At 64.7% G+C, this 20913-nt stretch carries 19 protein-coding genes; 9 read left to right on the top strand and 10 right to left on the bottom strand.

What is annotated here, in order from left to right; all coding sequences use genetic code 11:
* Positions 1-48: 48 nt before the first annotated feature.
* The gene (locus tag AB4Y44_RS13035) at positions 49-2328 is read left to right on the top strand and encodes an amylo-alpha-1,6-glucosidase (protein ID WP_342918815.1); all 2280 of its coding nucleotides are present in this window, start codon (positions 49-51) and stop codon (positions 2326-2328) included.
* Between the two features lie 45 nt (positions 2329-2373).
* Here the strand turns inward: AB4Y44_RS13035 and AB4Y44_RS13040 are convergent, their stop codons facing one another.
* From AB4Y44_RS13040 to AB4Y44_RS13055, 4 genes are all read right to left on the bottom strand, one after another.
* Positions 2374-3453, bottom strand: a complete 1080-nt coding sequence (locus AB4Y44_RS13040; RefSeq protein WP_368699777.1) for an asparaginase — start codon at positions 3451-3453, stop codon at positions 2374-2376.
* Between the two features lie 73 nt (positions 3454-3526).
* Positions 3527-4435 (bottom strand): bifunctional Delta(1)-pyrroline-2-carboxylate/Delta(1)-piperideine-2-carboxylate reductase, encoded by a 909-nt coding sequence (gene lhpI / locus AB4Y44_RS13045; protein WP_368699778.1) that lies wholly within the window; start codon positions 4433-4435, stop codon positions 3527-3529.
* A 61-nt stretch (positions 4436-4496) separates the two neighbouring features.
* Positions 4497-5738, bottom strand: coding sequence for an NAD(P)/FAD-dependent oxidoreductase (locus tag AB4Y44_RS13050; RefSeq protein ID WP_368699779.1), 1242 nt, complete (start codon positions 5736-5738; stop codon positions 4497-4499).
* A 102-nt stretch (positions 5739-5840) separates the two neighbouring features.
* A complete protein-coding gene (locus tag AB4Y44_RS13055) occupies positions 5841-6752 on the bottom strand; it encodes a LysR family transcriptional regulator (protein ID WP_368699780.1) in 912 nt (303 codons plus the stop codon).
* Between the two features lie 155 nt (positions 6753-6907).
* Here AB4Y44_RS13055 and AB4Y44_RS13060 point away from each other — a divergent pair, with 155 nt between their 5' ends.
* Positions 6908-7933 (top strand): DUF1338 domain-containing protein, encoded by a 1026-nt coding sequence (locus tag AB4Y44_RS13060; protein WP_342918820.1) that lies wholly within the window; start codon positions 6908-6910, stop codon positions 7931-7933.
* 10 nt (positions 7934-7943) lie between these two features.
* On the opposite strand, the gene AB4Y44_RS13065 is transcribed toward AB4Y44_RS13060, so the two are convergent.
* Positions 7944-8567: an XRE family transcriptional regulator gene (locus AB4Y44_RS13065; RefSeq protein ID WP_324157219.1), complete on the bottom strand. Its 624-nt coding sequence runs from the start codon at positions 8565-8567 to the stop codon at positions 7944-7946.
* A 503-nt stretch (positions 8568-9070) separates the two neighbouring features.
* Between AB4Y44_RS13065 and AB4Y44_RS13070 the strand changes: the two genes are divergently transcribed.
* From AB4Y44_RS13070 to AB4Y44_RS13095, 6 genes are all read left to right on the top strand, one after another.
* The gene (locus AB4Y44_RS13070) at positions 9071-10222 is read left to right on the top strand and encodes a branched-chain amino acid ABC transporter substrate-binding protein (RefSeq protein WP_342918821.1); all 1152 of its coding nucleotides are present in this window, start codon (positions 9071-9073) and stop codon (positions 10220-10222) included.
* 250 nt (positions 10223-10472) lie between these two features.
* A complete protein-coding gene (locus AB4Y44_RS13075) occupies positions 10473-11972 on the top strand; it encodes an aldehyde dehydrogenase family protein (protein WP_342918822.1) in 1500 nt (499 codons plus the stop codon).
* A 116-nt stretch (positions 11973-12088) separates the two neighbouring features.
* A complete protein-coding gene (locus tag AB4Y44_RS13080; RefSeq protein WP_368699781.1) occupies positions 12089-13261 on the top strand; it encodes an NAD(P)/FAD-dependent oxidoreductase in 1173 nt (390 codons plus the stop codon).
* Between the two features lie 186 nt (positions 13262-13447).
* Positions 13448-14668, top strand: a complete 1221-nt coding sequence (locus AB4Y44_RS13085) for a PLP-dependent aminotransferase family protein (RefSeq protein WP_368699868.1) — start codon at positions 13448-13450, stop codon at positions 14666-14668.
* Positions 14669-14947: 279 nt separating this feature from the next.
* The gene (locus AB4Y44_RS13090; protein ID WP_342918825.1) at positions 14948-15673 is read left to right on the top strand and encodes a haloacid dehalogenase type II; all 726 of its coding nucleotides are present in this window, start codon (positions 14948-14950) and stop codon (positions 15671-15673) included.
* Positions 15674-15683: 10 nt separating this feature from the next.
* Entirely contained in the window at positions 15684-16322 is a 639-nt protein-coding gene (locus AB4Y44_RS13095; RefSeq protein ID WP_368699782.1) for an NUDIX hydrolase, read from the top strand.
* A gap of 40 nt (positions 16323-16362) precedes the next feature.
* Here the strand turns inward: AB4Y44_RS13095 and AB4Y44_RS13100 are convergent, their stop codons facing one another.
* From AB4Y44_RS13100 to AB4Y44_RS13120, 5 genes are all read right to left on the bottom strand, one after another.
* Positions 16363-16761 (bottom strand): H-NS family nucleoid-associated regulatory protein, encoded by a 399-nt coding sequence (locus AB4Y44_RS13100; RefSeq protein WP_342918827.1) that lies wholly within the window; start codon positions 16759-16761, stop codon positions 16363-16365.
* A gap of 71 nt (positions 16762-16832) precedes the next feature.
* Positions 16833-17060 carry a hypothetical protein gene (locus AB4Y44_RS13105; RefSeq protein ID WP_342918874.1) on the bottom strand — a complete coding sequence of 76 codons (228 nt, stop codon included), beginning with the start codon at positions 17058-17060 and terminating at the stop codon, positions 16833-16835.
* A gap of 62 nt (positions 17061-17122) precedes the next feature.
* Positions 17123-17428: a hypothetical protein gene (locus tag AB4Y44_RS13110; RefSeq protein WP_342918828.1), complete on the bottom strand. Its 306-nt coding sequence runs from the start codon at positions 17426-17428 to the stop codon at positions 17123-17125.
* 193 nt (positions 17429-17621) lie between these two features.
* Positions 17622-18629 (bottom strand): trans-3-hydroxy-L-proline dehydratase, encoded by a 1008-nt coding sequence (gene lhpH / locus AB4Y44_RS13115; RefSeq protein WP_368699783.1) that lies wholly within the window; start codon positions 18627-18629, stop codon positions 17622-17624.
* 20 nt (positions 18630-18649) lie between these two features.
* Positions 18650-19771, bottom strand: a complete 1122-nt coding sequence (locus AB4Y44_RS13120) for a branched-chain amino acid ABC transporter substrate-binding protein (RefSeq protein ID WP_342918830.1) — start codon at positions 19769-19771, stop codon at positions 18650-18652.
* Positions 19772-20104: 333 nt separating this feature from the next.
* On the opposite strand from AB4Y44_RS13120, the gene AB4Y44_RS13125 reads away from it, so the two are divergent.
* Positions 20105-20848, top strand: coding sequence for a GntR family transcriptional regulator (locus AB4Y44_RS13125; protein WP_342918831.1), 744 nt, complete (start codon positions 20105-20107; stop codon positions 20846-20848).
* Positions 20849-20913 lie beyond the last annotated feature (65 nt).

Here is a 20913-nt window from a genome sequence, read left to right on the forward strand (position 1 = left end):
AAGCGAACCGTACCGTAACCCTTTGCATGGGACCCAGGAGGCACGCAAATGCAGGATCCTGAAACACTCGGTGGCGTCACGCGCTCAAGCGGCGTGGATCATCCCGACCAGGACACGCGAGAAACCGACAGCGCGTTCATCGCGCCCGAAACCCCCGAGGTCGCAAGCGCCGACCAGCATGTGCTGAAGTCGGGCGGCACCTTCATCGTCAACGATCCGCTCGGCGACATCACCGGCATCGACGACGGCCTGTTCGTCAACGACACGCGCGTGCTCTCGTCGCTGCGTCTCACGTTCGGCGGGCGCGTGCCCTCGCTGCTCTCGGGCAGCGTGAGCAGCGACAACGCCGTGTTCACGGCCCACCTGACCAATCGTCCGCTGCCGCCGCTCGGCGGCACGACCACGCCCGAGGGCGTGATTCACGTGCAGCGCGAGCGCGTGCTCTCCGGCACGATGATGACCGAGGCCATCGAACTCACGAACTACGGCACCGAAGACGCCGTGGTGCCGCTTTCGATCTCGTTCGCGAGCGACTTCCGCGACATGTTCGAGGTGCGCGGCCTGAAGCGCGAAAAACGCGGCACGCTCATGCCGCCGCGTGTGGAAGACGGCGAAGTCCGGCTCGAGTACATCGGCCTCGACAAGGTGGCGCGGCGCGTGCGTATCGAGTTCTCGCCCACGCCGAACAAACTCCTCGCCGATCGCGCCGACTTCACGGTCGATCTGCCCGCGCAGGCCTGCGTCTCGGTCTATCTCACGGTGGCGATCGAAGTCGAGGCCATGCCCGGCGCCGCGCCCGGCACGCAGAGCGCGGGCATCTTCCAGCCGCCCCATTGCCTCGCGGACTCGCAGGAGCAGCGCGTGGGCCGCGCCGCCCAGCGCGCCGCGCTGGTCGACTCGCATATCGTGATGCGCGAACGCCGCCGCGCGGCGGCGCACTTGCGTTCGAGCAATCCGCTCTTCAATGCGTGGATCAACCGCTCGATCGCCGACCTCGGTCTCTTGACGACCGACCTGCCGACCGGCCCGTATCCGTATGCGGGCATTCCGTGGTTTTCCACGCCGTTCGGCCGCGACGCGGTCATCACCTCGCTGCAGACGTTGTGGCTCACGCCCGCGCTCGCGCGCGGCGTGCTGCGTTTTCTCGCGGAACATCAGGCACGCGAGAATTCGGCGTTCCGCGACGCGGCTGTCGGCAAGATCATGCACGAAATGCGCAAGAGCGAGATGGCCGCCACGGGCGAAGTGCCGTTCGCGCTCTACTACGGCGGGGTGGACACCACGCCGCTGTTCGTCGTGCTGGCGGGCGCTTATGTCGAACGCACGGGCGACGTCTCGCTGATCGACGAACTGTGGCCGGCGCTGGAGCGCGCGGCGGCCTGGGTCGCAGGTGTATGCGACCGCAACAAACTCGGTCTGCTCGACTACCGGCGCGAATCGGAAGGCGGGCTCGCGAACCAGGGCTGGAAAGACAGCCACGACTCCGTCTTCCATGCGGACGGTCGTTTCCCCGATGGACCGATCGCGCTCGTCGAAGTGCAGGCGTACGCGAGCGCGGCGTTCGAGACGATGTCGCGTTTCGCCACGCATCGCGGCCAGGTCGAAGACGCGGCGCGCTACGCCGCGCGCGCCGCCAAAATCCGCCGTTGCGTGGAAGAGAAGTTCTGGATGCCGGAGTCGGAGTTCTACGGCATCGCGCTCGATGGCCACGGCGATCTGTGCCGCGTGCTCGCCTCGAACGCGGGACACCTGCTCGCTTTCGGGCTGCCCGAGGAGGCGCGCGGCCGCGCCGTGGCGGAAGTGCTCGAATCGGCGCTGTTTCACACGGGCTGGGGCGTGCGTACGCTCGCGGCGGGCCAGGCGCGTTTCAACCCCATGGCCTACCACAACGGCTCGGTCTGGCCGCACGACAACGCGCTGTGCGCACGCGGTCTCGCGCGCTATGGCCGCAAGGCGGCAGCGGTGCGCCTCCTGCAGGCGCTGTTCGAGGCCGCGGTGACGTTCGACATGCGTTTGCCCGAACTGTTCTGCGGGTTCCCGCGCCGGCGCGGCGAGCCGCCCACGGCGTATCCGGTGGCCTGCCTGCCGCAAGCCTGGGCTGCGGGTTCGCCGTTCATGATGCTCGAAGCGTGTCTTGGCGTGACGATCGACGCGGCGCGCAACGAGGTGCGGGTCGAGCAGCCCATGCTGCCCGAAGGCATCGACTGGCTCGAAGTGGGCGATCTGCGCGTGGGCAAGCATACCGTGACGCTCATGTTCCGCCGTGTGGACGGCAAGGTCGTGGCATCGGCCGATCGCAGCGACGTGAAGGTCGTGGCGTTGCTGTGAATCTGGGCGCGGGCTTGTAAAGCCCGCGCGCCTATTTTGCGCTGATTACGAAGCGGCGCGCTGCAGCGTGAACTGCGGCGCGACGTAACCCGTCTCGACGCCCATCGTGTTGACGATGCGCGGGGCGTCGAATTTCGTTAGTTGTGCCAGCTGTTCCGGCGTGCCGATGCCCAGTTGCCTGAGCACTTCCACAACGGTGGCATGGAGCACGGTCAGATCGCCGTCCTCGATCTTTACCGCGATACCCAATGCCGGGCCGCCCGTGTGCGGCGCGGTCGCCGCGCCAGCGCGCACGCCAATCGCATAGCTGCCCGCCGCGCCCAGCTTGCCGACGAGCGCGCCTTCGAACGCGCGCATGAGCGCCGTGCAGAAGCGGCCTTCGCCCGCCACGAGTTCCGGATACGACGTCATCGCGCGATAGATGTGTGCGAGCGCCTGCGAGCGCGCGTCGGTCGCGGCAGAGCCCGCTGAGCCCGCGCGGTCCTGCGCATCGGCGAGCTTCACGAACAGGCGCGCGAGCCGGTCGAGCGGGAAGGCCGGCGTGGGCAGATTGCAGCCGTCGATGCCCCACTCGACGCCCATCTCGGGAAGATCGCAAACCTCGGCCACGACCCGCTTCACATGTTGCTGCAAGGGGTGCGAAGGCAGATGGTAATCGGCCAGCGCCGCGCCGATCGCGCGCGCTCCCGCAAGCATGCCCGCGTGCTTGCCCGAGCAGTTGCTGCACACCGCGCCCGGCGTGAAGTCGCGCTTGATCCACGCCTTGTAGACGGCGTCGGAGATCGGCACATGGCCGCCGCAGCGCAGGTCCGATTCCGCCGCGGACACCTTCGCGAGCATCGCGCGCGTCCGCTCGATATGGCGGTCCTCGCTGCTATGCGAGGCGCACATGAGCGCGAGATCGGCGTCGTCGAAGTGGAAGCGTTCGAGCGCGCCGGTTTCGGCCACGGCGAGCGCCTGCGCGGGCTTGGCCGCCGAGCGCACGAGCGTCATGCGATGCGGGTCGCCGAACGCGTGGAGCAGGCGGCCCTGGGCGTCGACCACGGCAATGTGGGCGATATGCGTGGTTTCGATGACACCGCCGCGCAGGACTTTCACGGCGGATTGGGGGGCGCTCGTCGTCATGGTGCGTCTGCCTTGGTTCCCGAATGGGACCGCGCTGCGCGGTCGATGCGCGATTCTAATCCGCGCGTGCGGGTCAGCGCATTTGCCGGGCTATGCGGCACGCGGCGAGATCCCACGCGCCGCTGCCAACCGTCTTCAGCAGCAGAGGGCTGCCGTCATGTGCCGCGCCGTTTGCCACAGCGGAGCCGATCGTGCGCACGGTCGCCCAGTCGACGCCGGCCTGCAGCAGGTCGCCGGCTTCTTCGCGCGCGGCGGCGAGATCGTCGACGAACACGCGGCTCGCACGCACCGTGTCCTGGGCGATTTCGGCCGCGTCCGGCGTAAAGGCGCCCACGCCGATCACGAGCCGGTCCTGGCGCGCCGCCTCGTCGTACACGGGCGTCTTGCTCGTCGTCGCGGCGATGACCACGTCGACTGCTTGCGGGACTCCGCTATGCGCGGGCGTCACGTCCACGCCGGACTGCGCAAAGTGGGCGCGGAATGCCGCTTCGGATGCTTCGGTCCGGCCTTTCACGTAGAGCGTCGCCGCCGGATAAAGCTGGCCGATCGCCTCGGCATGAAAACGCGCCTGTTGTCCGGTGCCGATGACCAGAAACGCGCGTGGCGCGCCGCGGTGAAAGAGGCGCACGCCCAGCATGGAGAGCGCAGCGGTGCGCCGGCCGGTCACGGTCGGACCGTCGAGGATGAACTCCGGCCGCCCCGTCGCGCCATTGCACACCGTCACCGCACCGAAGATGGTCGGCATGCCGAGCGCCGCGTTGGCCGGGCACACGCTCACGAGCTTGTGGATGGCGATGTCGTCGGCGCTGGCGGGCATCGAGAGCATGACGCCGTTGCCCTTGAGCGGCACGCCCGTGCGCACGGGCGCGTGAATGCGGCCCGCGTCGTGGTCCTGCGCGGCCGTGGCGAGGGCGTCGACCAGCACGCCGAAGTCGAGCAGGCGCGCGGTGGCGGTTGCGTCGTAAATCGCGATGGGCTCCATCGAATCTTCTCTCCTGATGAATGATGCGTAGGTGTGGCGGCGTGCGTTCCGGCCGCCGGCCTCAAAAACGGTCGATGCGAAACGGCGCGAGATCGACGGCGGGCGTCTCGCGCGCCATCAATTGTGCGACGAGTTCGCCGCTGAGCGGCCCGAGCGTGAGGCCCAGATGCTGATGGCCGGTCGCGACGAACACGTTCCGCGCGCCGCGCATTTCGCCGATCATCGGCAGATAGTCGGGCAGCGTGGGACGCTCGCCGTGCCAGCGGCTCGCAACCTGCGCCGCGTGCGCGCCGGGAAAGAGCGTCTGGAACTGCGTGGCGAGCAGATCGGCGCGGCGCCAGTCGGGTGCGCCGCGCGCGCCTAGCTCGACGGTGCCGGCGAGCCGGATGCCTTGCGCCATCGGGTTACAGGTGAAGCCGCGCTCGACGAAGCTCACGGGCACGCGCAGCGTGTCCTGCGAGGGCGCGTCGAGCTGGACGTGATAGCCACGCTCGTTGGTCAGCGGAATCCTCGCGCCGAGTTGCTGCGCGAGCTCGGCGCTGCGCGAACCGGCCGCGATCAGCACCTTGCCGGCCGGGTGCGTCGCGCCATTCAGCGTGACGCCGATACGGCCGTCGGGCAGGGCGCGCAAGGCATCGACGGCCGCGCTCGTGAATTTCGCGCCCGCTGCGAGCGCGGCCCCGAAAATGCGCTCGACGACCTGCTGCGGATGCGTAACCGAAGCCATGCCGGGAAAGTAGCGCGCATGGCTGATATGCGGCGTGAGCGACGGCAGATAGTCGCGCCGCACCTGCCCGGCCGTGAGATTTTCGTAGCGCACGCCGTGCCGGTCGAGCAGATCGAGTTGCGCGCGTTCCGTTGCGTGCGCAACGGGTTTTTCGAACACGTAGAGCGAGCCGATGTCGCGAAAGAGCTCGGCAGCGATGTGTTGATCGAGCAGGCGACGCCAGGCCTGCGCCGCGCCGGTCACGAGACTGGCGAGCGCGCGCGTATTGCGCCGGAAGCGCGAGCGCTGCGCCTGCGCGGCGAACTCCAGCACCCACGGCGCCATGCGCGGCAGGCTGCGCTTGTGCAGGCGCAGCGGGCTGTCGCGGCGCAGCAGCATGCGGGGCAGGCCGGCCATCGTCTCGGGGCTCGCGAGTGGCGCGACATGATCGACCGCGATCAGGCCTGCGTTGCCGAACGAGCAGCCCGAACCGGGCGGGGCGCTGTCGACGATATGCACGCGCATGCCGCGCTGCGCCAGGTTGAGCGCGGCGCTGGCCCCGATGATGCCCGCACCGATGACGACGACGTCTTCCATGTCAGTCTCGCGACGAAGAAGTGATTTCGTCCGATGCTAACCCAACTATTTCGTATAGGAAACTTTTTTCTGATCGTGTATCTCGCGTGTTCGACCTGCCGATCAGCCTTGCGCTTGTGAGGCGTTGTAGGCGCTCGCCTGCTCGAGCAGCCATGCGCGGAACATCTCCAGTGGCTTGCCGTGGCTGAGTTCGGTGGGATAGACGAAGTAGTAGCCGCCATCGGCAATCGCCGGGGCTTCGAACGGCATGACGACGCCGAACCGCTCGAGCTGGCCTTCGACGAAGAACTTCGGCACGAGCGCCACGCCGAGGCCGGCGGCGGCCGCGGCGATCAGCATGGTGTGCAGTTCGTAGCGCACGCCGTGCATGGTGGCGTTGTCTTCCACGCCGAGGTCGGAGAACCAGCGCGTCCAGGCGTCGGGGCGCGTGGTGGAGTGCAGCAGCGGGTAGGCGAGCAGTTCATGCGCCTTCTTGACGGGGCGCGCGAGCAGCGACGGCGAACAGACGGGCACCACTTCCTCGCCGAACAGAAAGTCGGACGACGTGCCGGGCCAGGTCGGCTTGCCGTAGTGAATCGCGGCTTCGAAATGCGATTCCTCGAACGAAAACGTCTCGGTGCGCACGCCCATGTTCACGCGCACGTCGGGCGTGCGGTCGTAGAAGTCCTTGAGGCGCGGAATCAGCCACTCGGAGGCGAAGGTCGGCAGCACGGCGAGTTCCAGATAACCGCCGCCGCTGCCGTGCGCAATGATGGAGAGCGTGTCGCGATCGAGGTTTTCGAGCGCACGGCGCACCTGGGTGCTATAGAGCCGGCCCGCGCGCGTGAGCACGACCCGCTGCTTGGCGCGCACGAAGAGGCGCACGCCGAGATTCGATTCCAGCGTGGCGATCTGGCGCGAGACCGCGCTTTCGGTGAGGAACAGCTCCTTGGCGGCGTGGGTGAAGCTCTCGTGCCGCGCCGCGGCTTCGAAGGCCGTCAGCGCGCCGATGTTCGGGATCTTGAACTTGCGCATGTTGATTCGATAAACTCATCAAGTGACAATTTAATCTCGCTTTACGCAGCGCGCAACCATTTGAATAATGCGTTTTACGTATAGTTGGCCGAAGCCAATGGCCGGAGGCCCGTTTGATGGCCGCTGCGAGGCGGCCGTTTCCTGTGAGATTGGTGATGCGCAATTCGAACGTAGAACGCTTGTTGTCCGCACTGCTGGGCCGCGAGAAAACCGAAACCCTCTTTGCAACGCTGAACTTTCCGTCGACGCTCGCCGACTGGGAAAGCGGCACCGTCACGCGCGCCGAACTCGCCCAGGCGATGAACATGGCGCTGTTCGAAGACCTGCTCGAGCGCTCGCCCAACGGCCGCACGTACACGAACGACACGGTGGCGCAGGGCGGCGCGGTGTACTTCGACCATGGCGCGCTGCGCACGGTGCGCTGGGCGCAGAGCGGCGCGCTGCCGCCCGGCGAAGCGGCGTTCACGCGTATCTTGCGTCCGCTCGGCTTTCGCCTGAATGGCCGCTATCCGCTGGACAAGCTCGGCATGACGGGACGCGCCTACGCCCACGAAGACGCGCCCGACGAGATCGCGCAGTTCTTCGTGAGCGAGCTGCACCCCGAGCGCTTTTCGGCGGCGTTCCAGCAAGCCGTGACGAACGTGGTGGGCGCGTCGAAAGATCCGCTCACGCCGCTGGCCATGGCGCAGCTCTCCGAACTCGAACGCGACGGCTCGCTGCCGCTCGACGCGGCGCTGCAGCTGCTGCCCGTGATCGTCGGGGCGTTCGCGCGACAGCACGAGGTGCCGTCTGTTTCGGACTACGAGACATTGCTGCAGGAATCCGCGGAAATGGCGTGGATCGCAACGGAAGGCAATGCCTTCAATCACGCGACCGACCGCGTGGAAGACGTATTCAAGCTTTCGGACGACGAGAAGGCCAAGGGGCGCCCGATGAAACCCAGCGTCGAGACCTCGCGCTCGGGCCGCGTGTTCCAGACGGCGTATCGCGCCGACACCGTGACGCGCGAGTTCCGCGCGGCGGACGGGCAGCGCGTGACGCGCGAGGTGCCGGGCTCGTTCTACGAGTTCATCACGCGCAAGCGCGCGTTCGATCAGGCCACGCGGCGCTGGCAGACCGATTTGCGCTTTGATGCGGGCAACGCCACGGGCATCTTCAAGATGACCGCGAACGCCGCGTAAGCTTGAGGGATCACACGCCCGGCGCGCCGTCCTGCGTGTCCGGGTGTGGTTCGTTGATGAGCCAGAGGACTTCCGCGTCCTCTTCGCTCGTGGAGACGGCCGCATGCCCCGTGCGGCTGTCGAAATAGAGGCTGTCGCCGGCTTCGAGATGCGTCGGCGCGTAAAGCTCGGAGTAGAGGCACACCGAGCCGCTCAACACGAAGAGAAATTCTTCGCCTTCATGCCGGCCCCATTCCGTGAACTCGTCGAGCGAGTGCGCCGTCACGCGAATGCGAAACGGGTGCATCGCCTTGTGGGCGAGTTCCGTGGCCAGCAACTCCATCTGATAGCAGCCTGCCGAATGCTGCTGCCCGCCGCCCTTGCGGGTGAGTGCGCGGCGTCCGCTCGCGCGCGGCCTGGGCGCCGAGCCGAACAGTTCGCCGAGGTCGATCTTCAGGCCGTGCACGATCTTCTGCAGCACGTCGAACGTCGGCGACATGACGCCGTTTTCCACCTTCGAGAGTGTCGAGCGCGACACGCCGCACACGCGGCTGGCGGCCTCGAGCGTGTAATCGTGCTTCAGCCGGGCCGCCTTGACGCGCTTGCCCAACTCCGCCGAAGCGTTCTCGGCGGGCTTGAGGGACGGGGTTTCCATTCGGGAACTCGGGGTGCTCGCTGATGGTTCGCGGGTGTTCGCTAATGGTTCGTATCGTACTCTATGTTTCCGATCATAACATTTGCGTCTCGCGCGACGTGTGCCGCGCCGTGCCGTGGTTAACAAGCATGGCTAAGTAAATTGCCCGCCCGGAAGTTGATGATTTCTGACGCAAACCCAGACGGCGCAAGGCACGGCGCGCGCACAAGCCACGCTCGCATGACATCCACGCACAAGCGGGCATATCGGCGCTATCGGGTATGTCCCAATGCCTGCGGGGGCCGCGTCACGCGTTGCCGTATTCCCCGCGTGGGCGGGCTTGATGAGAAAAGCGCATTACGTGGTGATTAGATTTCGTTTGATGCCGGCGGAACCGCTGCCGACAATCCGTTCACGTCCCCGCCGTTGTGCATCGACAGCGCAAGACGAATCCTGTGCGCCGAAGGTCCGCGCGACCATTCGGACGCGTCACGTGCCGGCTCCAGATCCCGAAGGAATATCGCATGTCTCCTCGTTTCCTCGCTTCTCGTCGTGGCTGCGCGATCGCAGCGTCGTTGATGTTGGTTGCCGGCGCGGTGAGCGCGCAGGAAATGGTCGTGAAGATCGGCGTGGCCAGCCCGCTCACGGGCGGCGGCGCGGCGTATGGCAAGGACATCGAGAACGGCGTGCGTCTGGCCGTGGACGAAGCCAACGCCGCGCATCCCACCATCGGCGGCAAGCCGGTCAAGTTCGTGATCGACTCGCAGGATGACCAGAGCGATCCGCGCATTGGCGTGCAGGTCGCGCAGCAACTCGTGGACGATAACGTGGCCGTGGTGATCGGCCACTTCAATTCGGGCACCACGCTGCCGGCCTCGAAGATCTACGCGAAGGCGGGCATTCCGATGATCACGCCGGCCGCCACCAATCCGGCCATCACGCAAAGCGGCGCACCGACCATCTACCGCGTGATCGCCACCGACTCGCAAAACGCCGGCAACGCGGGCAACTATGCGGCGACGGTGACGAAGGCGAAGCGCATTGCCATCATCGACGACCGCACGGCCTTCGGCCAGGGCGAGGCCGACGAGTTCGAGAAGGCCGTGAAGGCGAGCGGCGGCACGATCGTCGCGCGCGAGTTCACGAACGACAAGGCGGTCGATTTCAGCGCCCAGCTCACGAGCATCAAGCGCACGAATCCGGATCTCGTGTTCTTCGGCGGCCTCGACGCGCAGGCCGCCATGATCGTCAAGCGCATGCGCCAGCTTGGCCTGAAGGCGCAATTCCTCGCGGGCGGCGGCGTCATGGACGCGAACTTCATCAAGCTCGCCGGCGATTCCGCCGATGGTGCCTCGGTGTGGGAATACGGTCAGCCGCTCGGCACGCTGCCCAAGGGCAAAGGCTTCGAGACGAAGTTCAAGCAGAAGTACGGCATCGACATGCTCGCTTATGCGCCATTCGCCTATGACGCGGCGTGGGTCGCGATTACGGCGATGGAGAAGGCCGGCTCGGCGAATCCGGCGCAGTTCAACACTGCACTTAAGGCCACGAACTACGACGGCATTACGGGCAAGATCGCCTTCAATGCCCAGGGCGACCTGAAGAGCCCGAGTTCGACGCTGTATCAGGTCAAGAACGTGGCGTGGGTGCCTGTCACGACGCGCACCGCAGACTGAGATCACTCGCCTCTGCTAGCTTGATGGGCGCCGGCACCGCCGGCGCCCAATCCATTGTTTCCAACAGGAAATCGAGGGTCCGCCCGCAAGGCGGCCTCATGCCATTTTCATGGCGAAAAGCCGGGCGGAAGCGATACACGCGGCATGGCGAAATTCCCGAGGATTTTCGTGTTGTCGCCGCAAAATTGCGCGTGTATAGTTTCCTAAAGTAGCAATGTTTCGTATCGGAAATTTTTAAGGGATTCTACCTATGAAAGCCTCCTCCATCCTCTCGGATCTCGGCATTTCCCAGCTCGCGGAAGCGGGCGACATCGCTGTGCATTCGCCGATCAACGGCGAACTGATCGGCCGCGTCGCAAGCCAGTCGGCGGCCGACGTCGACGCCGCGCTCGCGAAGGCGCAGGAGGCGTTCAAGAGCTGGCGCAACGTGCCCGCGCCGCGTCGCGGCGAACTCGTGCGCCTGCTCGGCAACAAGCTGCGCGAACAGAAGCGCGCGCTCGGCAGCCTCGTCTCGCTGGAAACCGGCAAGATCTTCCAGGAAGGCCTGGGCGAAGTGCAGGAAATGATCGACATCTGCGACTTCGCGGTCGGCCTCTCGCGTCAGCTTTACGGTCTGACCATTGCATCGGAGCGTCCTGGCCACCGCATGGCCGAATCGTGGCACCCGATGGGCGTGTGTACCGTCATTTCCGCGTTCAATTTCCCGGTCGCCGTGTGGTCGTGGAACGCCGCGCTCGCGCTCGTGTGCGGCAACGCCGTGGTCTGGAAGCCTTCGGAGAAAACGCCGCTCACCGCGGTTGCCGTCAACAAGATCATGCAGGATGTATTGAAGGAATTCGGAGATGCACCCGAAGGCCTCACGAGCCTCGTGGTCGGCGGCCGTGAAGTGGGCGCGAAGCTCGTGGCGGATCCGCGCTCGAACATCGTCAGCGCAACGGGCAGCACCGAAATGGGCCGCACCGTCGGCGTCGAGGTCGCGCGCCGCTTCGGCCGCTCGCTGCTCGAACTGGGCGGCAACAACGCGGGCATCGTCTCCGCGACGGCCGATCTCGAACTCGCGCTGCGCGGCATCCTGTTCTCGGCGGTCGGCACGGCGGGCCAGCGCTGCACGTCGCTGCGCCGCCTGTTCGTGCACGAGAGCGTGTACGACAAGGCAGTCGAGCGCCTGAAGACGCTCTACGGCAAGGTGGTGATCGGCAATCCGCTGGAGCAGGGCACGCTGATGGGGCCGCTGATCGACGAGCAGTCGTTCGCGCGCATGCAGTCGGCGCTCGAGCAGGCGAAGCGCGAGGGAGGCAAGGTGTTCGGCGGCGAGCGCCACACGGTGGCGGGCAACGAGAAGGGCTTCTACGTGCGCCCGGCGATCGTCGAGATGCCGTCGCAAACCGAAGTTGTCCTGAAGGAAACCTTCGCGCCGATCCTTTACGTCCTCAAGTACAGCGACTTCGGCGACGCCATCGACGCCAACAACGCCGCCCACCATGGCCTGTCGTCGTGCGTATTCACGACGGACCTGCGCGAGAGCGAGCGCTTCACGTCGGCCGCGGGCAGCGATTGCGGCATTGCGAACGTGAACATCGGGCCGAGCGGCGCGGAGATCGGCGGCGCGTTCGGCGGCGAGAAGGAAACGGGCGGCGGCCGCGAGTCGGGTTCCGACGCGTGGAAGGCGTACATGCGCCGCGCGACCAACACGGTCAACTATTCGTCGGCGCTGCCGCTCGCACAGGGCATCGACTTCAACGTCGAATAAGCGCGTCTGGCGTAGTTGAGCAGACACGACCGGGGGCATCGTGCACCCGGTCGATGGTTCGATTCGCGCGAACCCCATCCATGCGCGCCGCAGTTATCCGCAATCTGGAGCAAGTCGTGAGTTCTCAAGTCGTTATCGTTGGCGGCGGGGTAATCGGTAGTTCTATTGCTTACTTTCTGCGCGCAGCCGACCCAACGGTTTCCGTGACCGTGTTCGAGCGCGACCCGAGCTATGCGCGCTCGTCGTCGGCGCTTTCTGCCGCGTCGATCCGGCAGCAGTTTTCCACGCCGTTGTCGATTCAGATGTCGCTGTTCGGCATCGATTTTCTGCGCGACATTGGCGAGCGGCTCGAAGTGAACGGTAGCCGTCCGTCGATCGATCTGCACGAGGGCGGTTATCTTTTCCTCGCCACGGAAGCGGGCGATGCGACGCTGCGCGAGAATCACGCGCTGCAGACGCGTCTTGGCGCGGACATCGAACTCATGTCGCGCGACGCATTGCACGCGAAGTTTCCGTGGCTCAACGTCGAGGATCTCGCGAGCGGTGCGTATGGCCGCAGCGGCGAAGGCTGGTTCGACGGCTACGGCCTCGTGCAGGCGCTGCGCAAGAAGGCGCAGTCGCTCGGCGCGCGCTACGTGCCGGCTGCTGTGACCGGCGTCGTGCGCAGTGGCCGCAAGGTCACGCACGTGATCGCGAGCGACGGCGAACGCCATGCGTGCGACACGCTCGTGAACGCAGCCGGCGCGTGGGCGCGCAAGCTCGCGGAAATGATGGACATCGACATTCCGGTATATGCGCGCCGCCGCAGCATTTTCAACGTGTCGTCGCCGGCGCGGCTCGCCGCGTGCCCGTTGCTGATCGATCCGTCCGGCGTGTATTTCCGCCCCGAGGGCAAGACGTATATCACCGGAACGTCGCCGAGCGCGGAGAACGACCCGAACGATCTGCCGCTCGACGAAGTCGATCACGCCATCTTCGACGACGTGATCTGGCCCACGCTCGCGCACCGCGTGCCGGGCTTCGAGGCGCTGCGCGTGGAGAACTGCTGGTCCGGCTATTACGAGTACAACGTGCTCGACCAGAACGCCATCATCGGTTATCACCCGGCCATCGACAATTGCGTGTTCGCCAATGGTTTCAGCGGGCACGGTCTGCAGCAGGGGCCGGCAACCGGGCGGGGCGTGAGCGAGCTGATCCTCAACGGCCGCTACACGACGCTCGATCTGTCTTCGCTCGACTGGTCGCGCGTACTGGAAAACCGGCCGATCGTCGAAAAGAACGTCGTGTGACGACGGGGCAGCTAGCCCGCACAAAAAAAGAGCCCGTGATTTCACGGGCTTTTTTCATTGCGCGACGGCTTGATGAGCAAACCGCATGACGTGGTGAATAGATTTCGTTTGATACGCCCGTGAGGCCTGACCACAATCGAAGCTTGTCCGTTGCCGCGCCTAACCGCCATCGACTCCATGTCCGCCATGTACGATTTCACCGCGCCCTTTCAGCGTCCCGCCGGTTCGCCCATTCGCGAGCTGTTCAAGTACCTGGGAGAGCCAGGCATGATTTCCTTCGCTGGCGGCTATCCGGCCAGCGACCTGTTCGATGCCGATGGACTGCAGGCGGCAGCGGCCGAGGCCTGGCAGGCTTCCACGCGCTGCCTGCAATATGGCCCGACCGACGGGTTGCCCGAACTGAAGACGCAGCTGCTCGCGCTGATGGCGCGCCGCGGTGCGACCTGCGCGCCCGAGGAGATGGTCGTCACCACGGGGTCGCAGCAAGGACTCGATCTCTTGTTGCGCGTGCTGCTCAATGCGGGCGACACGGCCTTGACCGAGCAGCCCGCCTATCCGGCCACGCTGCAGGCGCTCAGGCTCCAGCAGGCGCACGTCGTGACGATACCGGTAGACGGCGACGGTCTCGACGTGAACGAACTCGCCGCGCGGCTCGCTGCGGGTGCGATCGTCCGGCCAAAGCTGCTGTACACGGTGCCGACCTTCGCGAATCCCACCGGGGCCACGCTCACACGCGAGCGGCGCCTTGCGCTCCTGCGTCTCGCCGTTCAGTACCGCTTCGTGATCGTCGAGGACGATCCGTACGGCGATCTGCGTTTCGCGGGCAATGCGGTGCCGTCGATGCTGGCGCTGGCGAGCGAGGTGCCGCGCGCGCGCGATTGGGTCGTGCACTTCTCGAGTCTTTCGAAAGTCGTCGCGCCTGGCTTGCGCGTGGGCTGGACCGTCGCGCCCGCTGAAATCGCGCGGCGCTGCGTGATCGCCAAGCAGACCGTCGACCTGTGCAGTACGCCGTGGACCCAGGCCATCGCCGCGCACTATCTGGCGGCGGGCGCGCTCGAACGGCATCTTCCGCACATCACGCAGGCGTATCAGCGCAAATGCGAGGCGCTTTGCGATGGCTTGCGCGCGCAATTCGGCGACGAGATCGCGTTTCATCAGCCCGAAGGCGGCATGTTCGTGTGGGCGCGCATTCCGGGTGTGGCGATCGATGCGCTCCTGCCCAATGCGATTGCGAACAAGGTGATTTTTGTTCCGGGCAAGGCGTTTTTCGCTGACGCGCCGGACCCCGCGTCGCTGCGCCTTTCGTTCGCCGCACCGAACGTGGACGAGATTCGCGAAGGCGTGGCGCGTTTGAAGCAGGCCACGCATGCCACGCGCACCGCAGACGTCACGTCGGCACCTGTTTGAATTTCGCTCGGTTACAAAGCCGCGCGTTTCCCGTTGCGCAACGGTCTGCGCAAGCTCGATGAAGCGCTTCACGTAAGGGCAACCGCCTGGTTGACAGCTCAAAGGAAGCAGCCGACAGTGAGGTGCCGAGTTATTGACCAGCGGAACAAGGGAGATCATCGTCGCGATTGCGCGTAAGGACACCGATCTGGCCGAGAAGCTTACGCGCGAACAGTCGATGCTTTCCAGAAACGCTTCCTCGACTGCGATCGCCGCCATGCACTTCCAAAAGGAGTATCCGTGGAATTGACCGACTTCGACACACTGACTTTTGACTGCTACGGCACGTTGATCGACTGGGAAAGCGGCATCTTCGCCGGCCTCGAGTCCCTGATCGAACGGGCCAGGACGCCGCTGTCGAGAGATCAGGTTCTGGAGGCCCATGCGCGCCACGAGTCGTCGCAGCAGAAATACACGCCGGCGAAGCGATACCAGGAACTGCTACCCATCGTCTACAAGCGACTGGCCGAGGAATGGGGACTGTCGTTCACGCACGAGGAGTGCATGGCGTACGGGCGGTCGGTGCGGAACTGGCCGGCATTCGAGGACACCGTTACCGCGCTTCAGTACCTGAAAAAGCACTACAAGCTGGTGATACTCTCCAACGTCGACAACGAGACCTTCAGCTACAGCAACGCAAGGTTGCAGGTCGCGTTCGACGCGATTTTCACGGCGGAAGATATTGGCTCGTACAAGCCATCGCCGCGAAACTTCGAATACATGCTCGAGAAGCTGGGCGAGCGTGGCATCAAGAAGGAAAACATCCTTCACACTGCCGAAAGTCTTTTCCACGACCACAAGCCTGCCAGTGAGTTCGGTCTGGCTTCGTGCTGGATCTACCGCCGTCATTCGCAGCCGGGCTTTGGCGCGACCATGAATCCCGGCTGGCAGCCGAACGTCGCCTTCCGCTTCAACAGCATGGCGGACTTTGCGAAGGCGCATCAGGATGCCGTGGCGAAGAAGTAAGGCGGTATAGATGCCCACGCCCGCCGAACAGGAATCGCTGAGAACCCGTCTTGCGCAGGCGCGCCGGCTACTGGCGCTTGCGCAATCGGGTTTGCACTACGCGACGAGCCCGTTCGACACGGAACGGTATACGGAAATCGCCAGCATCGCGCATCATCAACTCGCGGAAATGGCGTCGATGCAAACCGGCGATGTCGCCGCGCTCTTTGCTTTCGAAACGGGATACGCGAATCCTAAACTCGATGTCCGATGCGCCGTCTTCAATCCGTCCGGTCAGATCCTTCTCGTGCGAGAGGCCGTGGATGGTTTGTGGTCCCTGCCCGGCGGCTGGGCCGACGTAGGCGTTTCCCCCGCTGAGAACGCGGCAAAGGAGGCGCGTGAAGAAAGCGGCTACACCGTCAATATCGTTCGACTATTGGCCGTGTGGGACATGCTCAAGCACGGACATCCGCCTTCCGTGTTTCACATCTGGAAGCTGGTTTTCCTTGGGGAAATCGTGCGCGCAGGGGAAATAGCCGGCGCCGAAACCGACGCCGTTCAATTCTTCGATATCGATGACCTTCCAGCCTTGTCGCAAGGCCGGATTCTGCCGGAACAAATTCGACGACTGGATGTGCTGCGCAATAACAGTGGCGTCGAATTCGACTGAAGTTTCTCTTTGACGCCGGGGGGCAGCTAACGGTGATGCTTCAGGCGGCGCCGGAGTGTTCCGCTCTGACGGTTGCCAGGCGGCTGCCGGCAAAGGGGTCCTTGCGCCAATCTACGCTTGGGGTTTTCACTGACTGCTGTTCAGGTTCAGCCGCCTCGCCGACGGCAAAATGCTCGAGCGACTGCCCCGCGCTCGTCGCCTGCACTACCCACCGCGGGGCGTCGCCCTTGCCGTCCCACGTGTGGCCAGCCGCATCCCGGTAACGTGCGGCGCGCATTTGCGCGGCGTCTGCCGCAATTGATGCGGCGATATCTTCGGGTTCAATACCAAATTCGGCCATCCGACGCCGCAGATAGGCCACGATGCTTTCGCGTTTTCGTTCGTCCATTTCTAGTTGTGCTTCGCTCTGAATGCAACTCTTGAGCAGAATATAGCGCAAGTCGCGTGCCGCCAGGATATCACAGGTCGAATAGGCGTCCCTGGCGGCGGTAGCGAAAGGTCCAGCGGGAATCAGGTGCTTAGCTTCCGGGAGCGTTCGGCTTCATGTTCCGCGGCCCGATCCTCCGCATGTTTTTTCGCAACGTGATGTCCCACGATGCAGCCGCCAACGGCTCCGGCAACGGCGTGGTGGCCCGCATAATGTCCGGCTACGCCACCCACGACAGCGCCTTTGAGGCAGCCGGCGGCATGTGCGCTTCCTGCGGCCGCCAGTCCCAAAGTGGCTGCCGCGGCAAGCATTCTAATTCGATTATTGACGTTCATGATAAACACTTGTGTGAGATTTGAGTTCTGGAACCGGCTCAATTGCCCCAGCGGCCGTTGTCGTGCCACTCGCGCTCACGCCATTGGTGTTCGCGACGCTCGTGTTCGCGCCATTCGTGCTCCCGCCACTGACGCGCGCGCCAGTCATCGTCGCCGCGCCAGGCCACCGCGACCGGAGGAGGCGCATAGGCTGCGGGCGGCGGAGCAACGTACACCGGTTCGGGCGGGGCGTAGGCGGCGCCAGGCAGGTTGACCCCCACGGCCAGATCGACATGCGCAAACGCTGCGCTCGAAGCAGCCAGTGCGGCCGCGCCCAGTACCACGCCGAGAATCGTCCTTTTCATTTCGCTACTCCTCCGCACGTGTCGTGCGTTTCTGGTCAGCACGGTTCGGAGTGTAGGCGGCGAGCCCGGACACAGGTGCAACGGCGGTGCGAGTTTCGTAACGGCGCGTTATTTCGATTGTTGCGATACGTAAAAAAGCGCGGACGCTGATTCACAGCGTTCCGCGCCAACGGGTACCACGAGGAGGAAGGGGCTAGCGGACCAGGAACCCGTAAGTCAGCGGGTCGCGTTCGTCGACAATCCAGGTCGCGAAGCCGCACACGAACGCGTTGCCTTCGACTTCCGGGATCACTGCCTGGAAGTCGCCGACGGTCGTTTCGCTGAGCACGCGTCCTTTGAAGACCGTGCCGATAATGGACTCGTTCACGAGGGTCTCGTCTTTGCCGAGTTCGCCACGCAGATACAACTGGGCGACGCGTCCACCCGTGCCGGAGCCGGTCGGCGAGCGGTCCACTTCGCGGTCCGCGAATACGCAGCAGTTGGCTTGCGTCGAGCCTTCGTGGCGCGGTGCGTTGGCGATGATGGTGCCGTAAATGTGGTTGATTTCGGGGATCTCGGGATGCTCGACAGGATAGGCCTGGTTCGCGGCAGCCTTCACCTCAGCGCCGAAGCGGATGAGTTCCTCGACCGACGACTCGCGCACGGCGAGGCCGTGCGGCTGACCGTCGGTATAGAAGTAAAACGCACCGCCGAAAGCGATGTCGCCCTTCACCGTGCCGAAGGACGGCGTCTCGACAGTCACATCGCGCTTCCAGATGAACGATGGGACGTTCACGAATCGCACGTTGCCGGCGTGTTCGCCATCCCACTGAACGAACGCTTCGATAAAGCCACAGGGAGCGTCGATGCCGACACGCGTTTCCGGAACACTGCGCTGCACCCAGCCCAGCTCGACCGCTGCGGTGGACAGCGCAATCACGCCGTGTCCGCAGTGGTCGCTGTAGCCCTCGTTGTGCAGGAAGATGATGCCGAAGTCGGCGCTCGGGCTGACCGGTTCGGTCAGATAGCCGCCGTACATGTCGGCGTGACCGCGCGGCTCGAACATCAACGCGGTGCGGATTTCGTCGGCGTTTTCCTTGAGCCACGCACGACGCTTCACGATCGTGTCGCCGGGCAGGCGTGGCAATCCGCTGGTGACGATACGGAACGCTTCGCCGCCGGTATGAACTTCGACGGTCGTTATGGTACGAGTAGTCTTCATGATGTTTTTACGTTGTTGGCTCACTGACCGTACGGAACCGGCAGGCCGTCCTTGATGATGTAGACGGTCGTCGGCGCGCCCACGAGGTCGCCGTTTGCATCGAACGAGTAAGTGCCTGCAACGCCCTTGTAGTCGGTCTTCGCCAGCTGGGCGACGAGCTTCGCCTTGTCGGTGGTGGTGCCGGCCTTGACCATCGCGTCGGCGAGCAGCTTCACGCCGTCGTAGTAGTTGACGGCATAAACCTGCGTGTCGGTGTGGTAGGTGTCCTTGTACTTCTTCAGGAAGTCACGGCCCGCCGCAGTCTTGTCGAGCGCGACGCCACCCTGCGCGCAATACACGATCGATGCGGCCTCTCCCGCCACCTTGCCCATGTCGGCCGAGCAGATGCCATCGCCGCCCAGCAACTTCGCGCGCAGTCCGCGCGCGCGCATCTGCTTGGCCATCGGGGCCCCCTGAGCCGCGTATCCGCCGAAGAAGATGACGTCGGGGTTCTTCGCCTTGATGGTGGTAAGGATGCCCAGGAAGTCGGTCGCCGACGAGTTGGTGAACTCCCGGTCGACGATCTGGATGCCGTTCGCTTTCGCCTCCTTGATGAACTGCTCCGCCACGCCTTGCCCATATGCCGTGCGGTCGTCGATCACCGCCGCGGTTTTCGCCTTCAACGTCTTCGCGGCGAACTGGCCCATCGTGCCGCCCAACTGCTCGTCGCTTGCGCCGATACGGAAGATGTTCTTGAAGCCTTGTTTCGTCAGCGCCGGATTCGAAGCGACGGGGAGAATCGGAATGCCGGCGGTGTTATAGACACGCGATGCCGGAATCGCCACGCCGGAGTTGTATGGGCCCATGACGGCAACCACGCCGCTGTCGACGAGCTTTTGCGCGACCTGGACGCCGACCTTCGGGTCCGCCTGATCGTCTTCCGAATCCAGTTTGAAGGTCACCTTCTTGCCGTCGACCGTCACGCCGCTCTTGTTCAGTTCGTCGATGGCGAGGCGAGCGCCATTTTCGTTGTCCTTGCCGTTCGGCGCCTGCGGGCCCGTTAGCGGCGCCGAGTGACCGATGGTGACGACAGTTTGAGCTTGTGTGGTGAGGGCGAAGCCGGCGGCCGTGACGACGGCGAGGGTGGTGGCGAAGTGGCGCATGATGTCTCCAGATTATTGGACTGCCAGGCGAAGCCTTGGGTTCTGGGTGTCGAAAAGCGGATGCATGCGGCCGGGGGGGCTGGCTTCAGTCCGGCCAATTTCTCGGGGAGCGGTGTGGAACGAATCTATACCACTAGTGGGTGAATGGCAAGCCAATTTATGCCGATCCGGCGTCGTTGTGGGCGCTTTTCCGACCAAAAAGTCGCAAATGGGGGCGGGAAATTGGTTCGGAGCTTCCTGGGTTTTAGCGTGGACGTGCCGTAATGGGCATCAGGAAGGGGTTGCGAAAGTGGTATATTTGAGAACCACCTCACGCCCCACCGGGAACACACGATGGCATCCGCTCGCTTCGAACTTGAAGGCAACTTTCGGCCCCTGCAGATTTACGAGCAGGTTTCGGAAAAGATCCGCGCCGAGATCCGCAGCGGCCGATTCCTGCCCGATGCCCGGCTACCGTCGGAGCGCGAACTGGCCACGCTCTTTGGCGTTGGGCGGCCTGCCGTGCGCGAAGCCATCGGACAATTGCAAAACGAGGGCCTGGTTGTGACGAAGCGCAACTCGGGCACTTACGTGGCATCCACGGCCGACCAGATTCTCGCCGCAGCGCCGAGCGTGGAAACGCAGCCCGGGGAATCCACATCGGACTTCAGCCCGTCGGCGACGCTCGACGTGCGCCTGATCCTCGAGCCCGCCATTGCAAGGCGAGCGGCGGCACGCAAACAGCGAGACCGGCTGGCCGAGCACTATCTGGACCAGATGGAGACGTTGACGGACGTGGCGACGCCCGAAGAGCGGGCGCTGTGGAACAACAGCGACAGGCTCTTTCATCGTCAACTGGCGGTGATGACGGGGGATGCGTTGCTGGCGAAGCTCGCGGAAGAAATCGCATCGACCATGGACCAGTCGCTGTGGAAGCGGCTCAAGGACGACGGGATTTACGACCCGGCTCGCATTCGACTGTACGTTGCCGAGCATCGGCTGATTTACGAAGCCATTGTCTGCGGAGATGCCGATGCGGCGGCGTTCTATGTCGAGCAGCATATTCATCGCGTGCAAAGAGATATCACCCCGCAGTAGTGACTTTGTCGCGGCTCTGGGCGGCGTCATCGAAACGACATCCAGGCAACATACTTCGTTCACCG

Origin of the sequence: Paraburkholderia sp. BR10937 (genome assembly GCF_040965695.1) — a bacterium.
Lineage (GTDB): Bacteria > Pseudomonadota > Gammaproteobacteria > Burkholderiales > Burkholderiaceae > Paraburkholderia.